Source organism: Staphylococcus sp. IVB6181 (genome assembly GCF_025561445.1).
Classification (GTDB): Bacteria; Bacillota; Bacilli; order Staphylococcales; family Staphylococcaceae; genus Staphylococcus; species Staphylococcus simulans_B.
The window spans coordinates 289,368-302,271 of the sequence record NZ_CP095096.1 but is presented as its reverse complement, the minus strand read 5'-3'; the positions used below and the strand labels follow the sequence as shown (position 1 = coordinate 302,271).

Below are 12,904 nucleotides of genomic sequence, written 5' to 3'. Positions count from 1 at the left end.
TTGTCGTCCCTCCTTACTTTCAAGCCAAAGTTTACCAAGCAATGTATAACGGAAGTATTAACGTTTCAGGAAAGTTATAAAGAAGTTATAAAGATGAAGAACAAAGACGTGAGGTCTGTCAAAAGTTGTATATACTATAGATAAAATAAACAAAAGCGTGGTGAGTCAGAATGCAAGAAGAGTCCATCAAACGCGGCAAGCTGACATTATATTTAGGCTACAGCCCAGGCGTAGGAAAAACATATGAAATGTTATCGAATGGTATTGATGCCTATCATGACGGTATTGATATTAAAATCGGTTATATTGAACCGCACCAAAGAATTGAAACCAGCCGTTTGGCTGAACAGCTGCCGCAAATCGAAACACGTTCGCATCAATTCGGCAGTCATACGTTTAATTATGTAGATGTTAATACGATTATCGAAGCACAGCCGGATATTGTATTGATTGATGAACTCGCCCATACCAACGTCTCAAAGAATCGGCATTTGAAGCGTTATATGGATATTGAAGAAATTTTAGCCCAAGGTATAGATGTATGGACGACTATCAACATTCAGCATATAGAAAGCTTAAGCGGACAGATTTCCTTAATGACAGGCGTTCAAGTAAAGGAACGGGTCTCTGATCAATTCATTATGTCGGCAGATGCTATTGAAGTGGTCGATATTTCTCCAGATTTGCTGATACAAAGATTGAAAGCTGGAAAGGTGTATAAGAAAGAACGTTTGGAAACTGCTTTTTCGCATTTCTTTACGTATGAAAACTTAACAGAGCTGCGTGAATTAACTTTACGTACTGTCGCAGATATTATGAGTCAGAAGGAACAAAGATATAAAACCAAACATACAGACGTCACACCGCATATCGCAGTGGCAGTCAGCGGCAGTATTTATAATGAAGGCGTCATCCGAGAAGCGCGCAGAGCAGCCTACAAAGAACATGCGAGATTCACCGCGATATATATTGATATCTTTGAGAAGTCTTCAGACCAGCAGCCGGGACACCATGCACATAAAAATTTAATGCTTGCGAAATCATTAGGTGCAGAAATCAAAGTGCTGTATGCACAAAACATTGCTTCAGAACTTAATCATTGGTGCGAACATGCACATGTAACAAAACTGGTCTTAGGTCAAGCAGAACGACCAAAATGGAAGGATTACTTTAAGAAGTCATTATTAGATGCACTGACAGAACAGCCGCATCATTATAAGATAGAAATTATTCCGATTAAGTATGTACGCACCAAGCCTAAACCTAAGCTTCAAACCAATACTGCGCCGACAACGAGATGGTCGATTGATATTTTCAAAATGATTGTCATTCAAACACTTTGCGTCTTAATCGGTATGTGGGTCTATTCCTTTGATAAAAGCGAGTCGAGTACGATTATTCTCTTGATGTTCCTCATCGGGATTATCATATTATCGATTTGGACACAGTCTTATCTCATAGGGTTTGCGGCTTCGATTTTAAATGTGTTTGTCTTCAACTATTTCTTTACCGTACCGCGCTTTACTTTAGAGATGTATCGCTTCGCTTATCCGATTACTTTTGCGACGAGTATCTTTGCGAGTTTATTGACGAGTGCTTTGTTGAAGAATTTAAAGTATCAGCACACTTTGACAGAACGCCAGCTCTACCGTACGAATACAATGCTGCACTTCAACCAGACGATTAAACAGTCTTATACTATTGAACAATTACTGAATGTCTCTGCTGAACAGATCCATCAGCTGCTCAATCAAACCGTCACAGCATTCGAAGTGAAACAACAACGGATTGTGTCTCAAGCGACCTTCGGCTCAAAAGATATACAACACTTGTCAGATACTGAAACTTTAGATTGGGTGATTGAAAATGAAAAACGTGCCGGCCGGCTAACCGATACATTTCCTGGCAGTAAAGCCATGTGTATCCCTATCGGTACCGCACCGGTAAAAGGCATTATCTCGATTCATTTCACAGACACAGATGAAGTAGATGCTTATGACAACTCTATTTTAGAGTCGATGATTAATGATTTGACCCTGGCTGTAGAGAATGTGTATCTCTTAAAACAAACACGGCAATCTATGATTAAAGCGGAACGAGAAACGACACGTTCTAACTTCTTGCACTCTATTTCGCATGACATCAGAACACCGCTTACTTCGATTATCGGCAACTTGGATATGATGTTGTATCATAGAGATAATATGAAAGCACAAGAGTCAGATCAGCTGCTGAGTGCATCGTATGAAGAGGCACAATATCTTCACACCCTCGTCAGCAACATCTTATCTTTAACGAAGTTAGAGAGCTCTGAAATCAAAGTCTTGCGTTATCCTTACCTTGTAGATGAATTAATTGAAGAATATGAAGAAGGTTTGGGGCGCAGACACCAAAGCAGAAAAGTTCAGATTGAAGCAGAAGATATTATTGAACTCATCGATATCGATAGTAAATTAATCTTGCAGGTCCTGTTCAATCTGACAGATAATGCGATTAAACATGCACAAGCCAGTCAGCCAGTGACTTTAAAAGTCGTACAAAAGGAAGAGCGCATTGAATTTGCGCTGTATGATAATGGCGTCGGTATTCATGAGAAAGAACGTGCATTAATCTTTGAACCTTATTATTCTGGAGATTACTTTAAAGATAATAAGAAAGATAGTTTAGGGTTAGGACTCTATTTAGTCCAGCTGATTCTCAAGCAGCACAACAGTCAGCTGCATTATAAAGAAAATCAGCCGCATGGCAGTATCTTTTATTTTGCATTACCTATCAACCAAAGTGAGAAGGTGGAACCATGAATACAACCGTATTGATTGTAGAAGATGATGAATCAATACTGCATCTGATCGATGTGTCTTTAACCATGGACTATTATAAAGTCGTCAAAGCCCAACAAGGCAAAGAAGTCGATTTCAGAATCCGTACAGAACATCCGAATTTGATTCTATTAGATTTAGGATTGCCGGATATGGATGGCTTAGATGTCATTCATAATATCCGTAAAGAATCAGATATACCGATTATTGTCATCAGTGCAAGACATGAAGAACATATCATTGTCGAAGCCTTAGACCGCGGTGCCAATGATTATATGACTAAACCTTTCAGTATTGATGAATTGCGTGCACGTATTCGTGTGGTCTTGCGGATGTATAACCGCAACGAAGAAATCGAAGACCGCTTCGAAAACGGTCCTCTCTATGTCGACTTCAACGCTAAAACGGTCTTTATAGAAGGACAAGAAGTCCGTCTGACACCTAACGAATTCCAATTGCTGGATGTCTTAAGCCATCATGTCGGCAAAGTACTGACCTACCAAACACTGTTAAAAGCACTTTATGGCTATGTCAATAAAACTGAAATGGCGGCTTTACGTGTCCATATGGCTTCGCTCAGAAAGAAACTTGCGATTGATGCTTCCGAATACAATGATAAAAAGCTGATTCAAACACATCCGAGAATCGGCTACCAAATGATGCATCTCACTTAGCAGCATAACCATAGCCGAGAACGGGAACACTATAAGCGAGGTGATGCAGCATGACAGAATCTAAAGCTTATCGTTCAAAAATGATGTCTAAGATTCGCGCAACCGGAGGCAAAGCAGAAACACAACTCGCAAAAGCGTTATGGCATGAGGGCATCCGTTACTTCAAAAACTATAAGAAACTTCCAGGCAAACCAGATATAGCCATTACTAAATACAATGTACTAGTCTTTGTGGACGGAGAATTCTGGCACGGCTATGATTGGGAAAATCAAAAACAAAAACGTATCCATACCCATCGTGATTACTGGATACCGAAAATCGAGCGCAATATGGAACGCGACCAAGAAGTCACACAACAGCTCAAAGACATGGGCTACACCGTCTTGCGCTTTTGGGAAAAACACGAAGTCTTCAAAGATATGGATGCATGTATCGCTGAAATCAAAAAGGCGATTGAAGAGAATAAAGCTGAGAAATAAGCGTTGTGTCGTCTGACGTGACGCTTTTTGACTTAGCAGTGGACTATGATAGTATGTATAACGTCTTTACTTTGTTTAATAATCAAAGATAGAAAGGGTGCTAAACAATTGAAAGATACAACACATAAACAAAAAACATTTTCTCCGGTATTTACGTATGCCTCGATTTTAGTCGGCTTCTTAGTCTTAATCGGGGCGGTTTTCCCAGACCAATTCGGTAACGTTTCAGGTGCACTCGGTGCATGGATTACCGAAACTTTCGGCTGGTATTACATGCTTATCTTCTTTGGTATTTTCATCTTCTGTGTCTTCTTAGTTTTCAGCCCGATCGGCAAATTGTAATTGGGCAAACCCACTGATAAACCTGAGTTTCGTACAGTATCTTGGCTCGCAATGTTATTTAGTGCCGGGATGGGTATCGGACTGGTGTTCTACGGCGCTTCTGAACCTATTTCGCATTATTTAACACCGCCTACCGCAAAGGCTGAAACCAAAGCTGCACTTGCGGATGCATTACGTGCAAGCTATTTACATTACGGTTTCCACCCTTGGTCCGTTTACGGTATTGTGGCTTTATCTTTAGCTTATTTCCAATTCCGTAAAGGCGAAGTCGGTTTGATCTCTACTACATTGCGCCCGCTGCTCGGCAATCGTGTCGACCGCACACCAGGTGCAATTGTCGATGTGTTGGCAGTCTTTGCGACGATTATCGGTGTAGCAGTCTCATTAGGTGTCGGCGCAATGCAGATTAACGGAGGTTTGAACTACCTCTTTAATATTCCGAACAATAAGTTAGTTCAAGGGATTATTATCGCAGTCGTGACAGTGTTGTTCCTCTACAGTGCATGGAGCGGATTAAGCAAAGGTATTCAGTTCTTAAGCAACTTGAATATGCTGCTGGCCGCAATATTATTCGCTATCTTGCTTATTGTAGGTCCAACATTACTGATTATGAACCTCATGACTTCTGCCACAGGTGAATATTTAAATACATTGATTTTCAACAGTTTAGATACTGCACCGTTAAACAAGCAAAAGCATGACTGGATGCAGACATGGACTGTCTATTATTGGGGCTGGTGGATGAGTTGGAGTCCTTTCGTCGGTGTCTTCATCGCACGTATTTCTAAAGGATGTACTATCAGAGAATTCGTTATTGCTGTACTGCTTGTCCCTACAGTTATCAGTATTTTCTGGTTCAGTGTATTCGGCTTAACAGGTATTAGTATTGGACAAGAGCATAAAGAAATCTTCAAGCTGCCGCCAGAAACACAACTGTTCGGTATCTTTAATGAATTGCCTATGGGTATTATCCTATCCATTGTCGCACTTGCATTAATCGGTTCATTCTTTATCACTTCTGCCGATTCCGCAACTTTCGTTTTAGGTATGCAGACATCTTACGGTAATTTAACACCTGCAGGCTTCGTTAAAATTGTTTGGGGACTTGCACTTTCAGCTATCGCCTACGTCTTATTATTAGCCGGCGGCGAAACAGGCTTAGATGCTTTGCAGTCAGCGGCGATTATCTCAGCTCTCCCATTCAGTATTGTAGTCATATTAATGACCATTTCATTCTATAAAGATGCTAACAGAGAACGTAAAGCTTTAGGATTAACTTTAGCCCCTAAAGTGAACCGTTCAGAAATCCTGCATTCAACTTCTGACAAAACATCTTCTCAAAATAATAAATAAAAGAAATTCAGCGCTTTCACTAAAAACCAGTGGAAGCGCTGTTTATTCATTAATTTAGTTTTATTCTTGAGCTGATAAATGCTCAATGAATGCATCGTCTAGTTCATATACTGCAGGTCTAGACTGTAGCTTGATTAATACATTTTCATGCTTTTGAATCAGCTTATTAAGCGTCGGTCTTGAAATCTTCAATACATCAGCTAAATCAATTAAACTCAAACGGGAATACTGTGTACCGAATATTTTGTCTTGCAGCAATACAAAGAAGAACTGTCTTTCCTCTTTTTCACACCCCATTTTTTGCAACGCTTTATACAACTTATTTAAAAGCTCAAGATTTTGATTGAGTTCAAATAATGTACGCTGCTGTCCTTTAATCAGTAAATCAAACATACTTAATACAAAGCATGTCATATCACCTTTATTATAATATTCAGATGTTGCTTCAAAAGCCTTGTCATATGCCTTGCGATTTCTATTTACAGTATATGAAAACGTTAATGCAGATAACTCATCTAAATTGTCATGCAACAACTTTGCCAACAAGTATCGCCCTAAACGTCCATTACCGTCATAAAATGGATGGAGGTACTCAAACATATAATGCGTTGCCATTATCTTTACCAAATCAGGCAGCGTCTTATCACACAAAATATTCAACAGCTTTTCTAAAAATTCATGGATTGCCTGCTCATCATATTCATTTCTGTGAAGCCATTTACCTCTAGATGTATCATGCACACCAATCCCTTTCGCTCTAAAGTATTGGCCGTCAGGTTGATTATCCGCTTCAATATCATTAGATAAAAGTGCATCATAGACCTTTCTGAAATCTTCAACTTGTTCTATTAATATGTCCGGATCGCCTAATAATTTGTATTGATTCACTAGTCCGATAAAGCGTTTATTTTGTTTAATTGTCTGTGGATTATTAAGTATGTATGCCAACTCTTTTTTAGAAACTTTGATATTTTCTTTTTCGTTGGTACCTTGCAGTTCATTTAATAATAACTTGCGAACATATGAGCGCAGTGCGATGTTAGGCAATCGATGTGTCAGTCTTTCGATTTTTAATGCATTGCGGTAGATTTCATCAGTTTTACTTAGTATTTCTTTAGTCATACAAATAAACAAAGGATATTTCACATCAAGCAGTTGTTTTTGATCTCTTATAGGGTGAATGGCAATCTCAAAAGTAATTGTAGCGTAATGATTCAATCTGCTTTGATAAGCTTCATTACATTTTTGTTCATTTTCCATATGGAATATTGTCTTCAAGGGCTTGTATTTCAAAATTACCACCTCTATACGATTTTTTATTATTATACACCTTTCCGAAAAAAAGGGCTGTTTTTTTCATAATGCATCAAAATTTTAATACCTTTCCGAAAAAAATTGCCCCTTTTTTCATAATGGTTTCTGCTTTTTGCGGTGAAATAGAAAAATCACCCGCACACTTCTGAGTTTGAAATGAGCGGGTGATATATCATTTATGAGATTAACGACGACCTTTACGATCATTCATGATTTTACGCACAATACGAAAAACGATTTTGCCGATTTGCATTGCTTGTCTTTGGCTGATTTTTGCCATGATAAGCCCTCCAATTTTTTGTTTAGTATAACATGAGTTCAAAGTATCTCAAATTGATACCTTTTTTAACTTTACCCTATATTGTTTATCATTCGTCACATCATATAATGTTAAATATTCGCCATGCCCTGCCCCTGTATCTATGTTAATGGCGTCTTTTGTTTTATAGATGATGCCTTTTTGATTTACTTTCCTGAAGGTAGGTACATGACCGTGTATCATTATTTTGCCAGGGATATAATTAACAAAGGCATTATGATAGAACCCGGTCAATTGTACAGGTGTTTGGGATGTGATAGGAATATTCGGTGCGATACCTGCATGAACAAAGAGATAGTCTGCTGTCTCATAGTAAGTTTGGAATGATTCAATCAGCGGCCGCCATTTTAATTTGCGTCCATCTTGTTGGAGGCGCTGATAAGTCATAGCCAGTTTATGATGCATGGCTTGTTCAATATGCTGCATATCAGCTAACCACTGCAATTCGTGGTTCCCGAGCAAGACAATGGCGCCATCTTGCTGGAGCTGTTGAATCAAGGCTAACGTACCTTCAGAATCCGGTCCTTTGTTAACATAGTCTCCGCATAATACCAGTTGATCATTTCCTGGGTTATATTGTGCTTTGTCTAAGAGCAGTTTTAAGGATGCGCCATGGCCGTGAATGTCTGAAGCGGCCAATAATCTCTTATGCAATACTTAACGCTCCCTTCTCTTCTGCCAAATATCCATCAAAATAAGAATGACTGACGTAATACCGACAGATAATAAGGCCATGACCATCCCTTGTGCCGATTCGCCTTGTTCGAATTGTCGGTAAATATAAGTCGCAGATGTATCTGTATTCGGCGGCCTCAACATTAATGAACCGACAAGTTCACGCATGGAAATACAAAAGATTAAAATCCATCCTGAAATAATGCCAGGTAATAATAATGGAAACTTAATCGTTCTAAAGCGTGTCCAGCCTGTACTGCCGCTCATATCAGCCGCTTCCATCAAATTCTTGCCAATAGTTTGATTCACATTCTTGATATTTTGAACGGCATACGGAATATAAAGCACAGTGTACGTAATCACTAATATCGCAATCGTATTATACGCAGGTATCGGGTTATTAGCGTTATTCCAAAAGAGTATCAAACCTATCACTACAATAATGCCTGGTACTGTATTCGGTAATAAACTAAAAAAGTCGATCAACTTACTGCTCCATGGTATTTTGGCTTTTGTTTGTTCAGATGCTAAAACAAACCATAATCCTAATGCACTCGCAATAGTTGCGGCTGCTAGAGCCAGCATGACACTATTCAACAGTGCAATACCGCCATTGCCTGATAAAACTAATACAAAGTTTTCTAAGGTAATATTATGCAGTTTTAATCCTCTAGATAACTGTTTCACAAAGGCATTTACAATAATACTGGCATAAGGCATCACAATCATCATGAATAACAATAGCCCTACAATACCGTAAAGGAGACTATCCCATTTGCTTTTAGACTGCTGCATCGTCTTTCTGCCTTTGCCACTGTCTCCAGCAACTGCAGTACGTGTTTGAAACCATGTTTGAAAAGCCCAAACGGTCATACTGACACCTAATAAGAGCGAAGACAATAATGCGGCATGTTGAAAGTCTATCGGCCATATCGATGCGCTATGATGAATTTCAGAAGTTAATACAGCATAGCCGATACGATTCCCCATTGTGACCGGTGTACCGAACTCGCCGATGGTCTTCACAAAGACTAATAAAGCGCCCATACTATAGCCAGAAACAAACATCGGCAGCATCACTCTGCGAAAACGATACATAAATGAGCCGCCGTAAATTAATGCGGCCTCTTCTTGAGACTGTTGAAGATTTAATAGCGCCTTTTTAAGAATGACATACAAGAAAGGTGCTAAATGACAACTCATAATCAATGCCATCCCAAAGAATGAAAAGAACAACGGCGTGACCTTATCAATACCTGGAATCAACTGTTCTAGTAAGCCATTGTGCTGCATTGTCAGCATCCATCCCATCGCACCGATATACGGCGGTGTCATAAATGGAATCATAATTAATATATCCAGCCATTGATGACGTGCTAATGCAGTCTTTACCATAATGAAACTTAAAGGCAATGCGATCAGCGTAGAAAGGACAACGACCGCAAGTCCCAAAATGATAGAATTCCACAATATCTTTAAATTGTCTGCTTGAACTAATTGTTTTATATTATCTAGAAATCCCGCTTCAGCACTCGGCATAAAACCTTTAATCAAAATCATGCATAAAGGCATGACAATTAAACACACTAAAATAACAATCGCAAGCAGGCGATTCATACTTTGTGCTATACCTCGGCTTTCAGCAAAACTTGAATGCGGTTCTTTCACTTTCTATTACTCCAATCTGTAAAAAAGTAGGCGGTACAACAACAAAACAATGTCTGTTTGTTTTGCTGGTTGGACCACCTTTTCATCACTTTGTTTTAACCTTTCATCATGCTCATGAATTTTTTAAGTACTTTTTCGCTTTCTCCTGATAATGATGGCCAGTCGTATTTCAATTCTTTGATGTCTTCACGTGCTTTTGTCTCTTTATTCTTATGCGCTGATTTATCATTTGGAATCAAGAAGTGCGCATCAACTTGTTTTTGTCCTTTTTCACCTGTCGCATAATCCATATACGCTTTTGCGGCTTCTTTATGTTGTGATGATTTCAAAATGAATGCTGGGCGCGGTGAAATTGCAGTACCTGATTCTGGGAAAGTAATATTTACAGGTTCGCCTTTTTTCTTCGCTTTATAGACCATATAGTCTACACCGCCGTAGACAGCTTTATTTTCGCCTTTGATTACTGTTTCAAGTGCAGGTTTGTTCGCACCCGCTAATTTCATACCGTTATCTTTTAATGCTTGGTAGTCGCTCCATGCTTGTTTGTCATTGTTATGAACTTTGATAGATAACATATCTAAAGCAGTACCTGATTCAGATGGGTTCGGAATCGCTAATGCATCTTTATATTCTTTGTTTAATAAGTCTTTAACATCTTTAGGTGCTGTTTTGACTTTATTAGTATTGTAAGAGATACCAAGTGCACTGCCGCCGATACCGTACCAATAACCCTCTTTGTCTTGCCAATCTGGATACAGCTTATCAGCATTTTTAACTTTATACGGTTCAATCTTGTCTTGTTTCTTATAATCCAGCGCTGCAGGTAATGAAGCTAACTGAACGACGTCTGCTTTCGGATTATCCTTTTCTGCTTCTATACGTCCTAAGATTTCACCTGTTGTGCCTTGATATACTTGAACTTTCTTGCCTGATTCTTTCTCAAAGTCTTTTACCATATCTTTTACTAATGCATCAGGACCTGCAGTATAAAGTACAAGTTTGTCCTTACTGTCTCCTGAATCTTTACTTTCTGATGATTGTGCTTTGTCTCCTTCTGGTTTATTTTGACAACCTGCGAGTATAAACACCATTGCGATCACTGCGATACTGAACTGTACAATACGTTTCATTTTTATTTCTCCTCCAAATTAATGAGATAGTGTTGCGATATATTAAACTGCAAAGTCACTTTGTCACCTTCATCAAAGTAGGCGTCATCGTAAAACATAACCGTGACACCTTCTATGTATGCGGTATATTCATAACGTTCACCTGTATAACTCACTGTAGCAATTACAGCTTCATAACCCTTTTGTGCTCTGTAAATGTGTTCTGGTCTAAGTAGCAAACCTTTGCGCCCTGTTCCTTGTGTATGGTTCACCGGCAATTTAAGCGCTGTCTGGTCAATATGCATATTCTGTTCGGATAATGTGCCTTTTAGGAATGTCCCTTTTCCTATAAAGCGTGCGACTGCTTCGGTGTTCGGATGTGCATATAAATTTTCCGGTGTATCAAACTGCTCGATTGTGCCGTTTTGCATGACTGCGATACGGTCTGACATAGTCATAGCTTCGTATTGGTCATGTGTTACGAATATTGCGGTCATGTTGTATTGTTTCACTAAGCGCTGTATTAACAGACGCATATCTTCTCGCAGCCCTGCATCTAAAGCAGATAAGGGCTCATCCATTAATATCAGTTCGCATTTTGAAACAATCGCACGTGCTAAAGAGACACGTTGTTGCTGTCCGCCGGATAATTCATGGATTTTACGTTTCCCATAACCTTCTAAATGAACTTCTTTCAAGACTTCATTGACACATTGTTTTAATCCTTTGGTATCTTTTTTAACTCGTAAAGGATAGGCAACATTTTCAAAGACTGTCATATGCGGCCATAAGGCAAAGTCTTGAAAGACCATTCCGATATTGCGGCGTGAAGGAACCAGACTGATGTTTTTGTCTTGATTTGAAAAGAAGACACGACCGTTTTGTTCAATATGTCCGCTGTCTGCTTTTTCTAAGCCGGCAATTAAACGCAGTAATGTAGTTTTACCGCTGCCGGATGCGCCAAGCAAAGCAACAAACTCACCTTCAGCAATATCTAAGTCCACACCTTTAATAACCGATTGAGTACCAAATGCTTTTTTCAAATGACGAATTTCAAGTGCCACTGCTTTCACCTCTCTTCAATGCCAACTATAAACAACAGATATTAATGCATATTAAATACAGCATTAACAAACTATCAATATTTTCAATGTAGTATGTATATTGATATAGAGTTTCTCTATGTCTTTTTATATATTGTGATGTCACTACATAGATAGAGGAGACTAATGATGAATATTAAGCAAATGATGATATTTAAACAGTTCGTTGAAGATCAAAATGTGAATGTGGTCGCAGAGAAGCTGAATATCACACAGCCTACTGTGACGTTTCATTTAAAGAATTTAAGTGCTGCACATCATGTGCCGCTCTATCATAAAAAGGGAAAGCTGATTACATTAACACAAGCGGGTCAAATACTGTATCAAAACAGCATTAAAATTTTAGCGTTAGTTGAGGAAACTGAAAACATATTAGGAGACTATAATACTTCTAAGAGAGGAACACTTAGAATCGGCGCTAGTCACGCACCGATTTATGGGATTTTGCCTCAAACTTTAAAAGCATTTATGGAACGTTATCCGGATATCGATATTCAACTAGAAGTCGATACGGCACCGAATACCATACAAAAAGTAAAACATAGAGATGTAGAAATTGCGGTGATTTCTGAGAGCGGACTTGAAGACCATGATATTGAAATCAAACGACTGCTTTCAGATCCGTTAATGCTAGTCATGGATCAGCAGCACCCGTTAGCCGACAAACCTGAAATCACCGTTTCAGATATTCAATCCTATCCGCTGATTATTCATAGCAGCGGTTCTACTAAAGAAAAAATTGATGAATGGAAACATACAAATCTCATCCAGCTGTATCCCGTCATGCAGTCGAACAGCATGAGCAGTATTATCGAGACAATTCGAGATTCACACTTCATCAGTTTGTTAAGTGCCAGTGCTGTGGCACACCCTAATATCATCAGCAAAGCGATTCCGGATGCACCGGCAGAACGTCATATTTCAATCGCTTATAAGTCTGACCGTGTCATTACTCCTATCATTCAAAACTTCATTTCATTGTTGTATCAACTAAAATAAAAAGAGGCCTCCCGTCAGTCTCACGTCACTGACCGGGAAGCCTTACCTCT

9 protein-coding genes and 1 pseudogene are annotated in these 12,904 nt (G+C 39.0%); 5 read left to right on the top strand and 5 right to left on the bottom strand.

Annotated features, from left to right (window positions below; translation table 11 throughout):
• The first annotated feature begins 170 nt into the window (after positions 1 to 170).
• The 4 genes and pseudogenes from MUA90_RS01360 to MUA90_RS01345 all read left to right on the top strand — a co-directional run bounded on the left by MUA90_RS01360 (position 171) and on the right by MUA90_RS01345 (position 5,667).
• Entirely contained in the window at positions 171 to 2,801 is a 2,631-nt protein-coding gene (locus tag MUA90_RS01360; RefSeq protein ID WP_262587866.1) for a sensor histidine kinase, read from the top strand.
• The gene (locus tag MUA90_RS01355) at positions 2,798 to 3,493 is read left to right on the top strand and encodes a response regulator transcription factor (RefSeq protein ID WP_114604347.1); all 696 of its coding nucleotides are present in this window, start codon (positions 2,798 to 2,800) and stop codon (positions 3,491 to 3,493) included. Before MUA90_RS01360 ends, MUA90_RS01355 begins: the two co-directional genes overlap by 4 nt.
• Before the next feature lie 50 nt (positions 3,494 to 3,543).
• A complete protein-coding gene (locus MUA90_RS01350; protein WP_262587863.1) occupies positions 3,544 to 3,972 on the top strand; it encodes a very short patch repair endonuclease in 429 nt (142 codons plus the stop codon).
• A 108-nt stretch (positions 3,973 to 4,080) separates the two neighbouring features.
• Positions 4,081 to 5,667: pseudogene (locus tag MUA90_RS01345) on the top strand (BCCT family transporter).
• A 60-nt stretch (positions 5,668 to 5,727) separates the two neighbouring features.
• Here the strand turns inward: MUA90_RS01345 and MUA90_RS01340 are convergent.
• The 5 genes from MUA90_RS01340 to MUA90_RS01320 all read right to left on the bottom strand — a co-directional run bounded on the left by MUA90_RS01340 (position 5,728) and on the right by MUA90_RS01320 (position 11,816).
• Positions 5,728 to 6,927 (bottom strand): Fic family protein, encoded by a 1,200-nt coding sequence (locus tag MUA90_RS01340; protein WP_262587862.1) that lies wholly within the window; start codon positions 6,925 to 6,927, stop codon positions 5,728 to 5,730.
• A gap of 382 nt (positions 6,928 to 7,309) precedes the next feature.
• A complete protein-coding gene (locus MUA90_RS01335; protein ID WP_262587860.1) occupies positions 7,310 to 7,954 on the bottom strand; it encodes a metallophosphoesterase in 645 nt (214 codons plus the stop codon).
• 3 nt (positions 7,955 to 7,957) lie between these two features.
• Positions 7,958 to 9,592: an ABC transporter permease gene (locus MUA90_RS01330; protein ID WP_262588778.1), complete on the bottom strand. Its 1,635-nt coding sequence runs from the start codon at positions 9,590 to 9,592 to the stop codon at positions 7,958 to 7,960.
• 146 nt (positions 9,593 to 9,738) lie between these two features.
• Positions 9,739 to 10,773, bottom strand: a complete 1,035-nt coding sequence (locus MUA90_RS01325; RefSeq protein ID WP_262587858.1) for an extracellular solute-binding protein — start codon at positions 10,771 to 10,773, stop codon at positions 9,739 to 9,741.
• Positions 10,774 to 10,775: 2 nt separating this feature from the next.
• Complete coding sequence (locus MUA90_RS01320; protein ID WP_262587856.1) at positions 10,776 to 11,816, bottom strand: ABC transporter ATP-binding protein; 1,041 nt, start codon at positions 11,814 to 11,816, stop codon at positions 10,776 to 10,778.
• Between the two features lie 168 nt (positions 11,817 to 11,984).
• Between MUA90_RS01320 and MUA90_RS01315 the strand changes: the two genes are divergently transcribed.
• Positions 11,985 to 12,854: a LysR family transcriptional regulator gene (locus MUA90_RS01315; RefSeq protein WP_262587854.1), complete on the top strand. Its 870-nt coding sequence runs from the start codon at positions 11,985 to 11,987 to the stop codon at positions 12,852 to 12,854.
• The last annotated feature ends 50 nt before the right edge of the window (positions 12,855 to 12,904 follow it).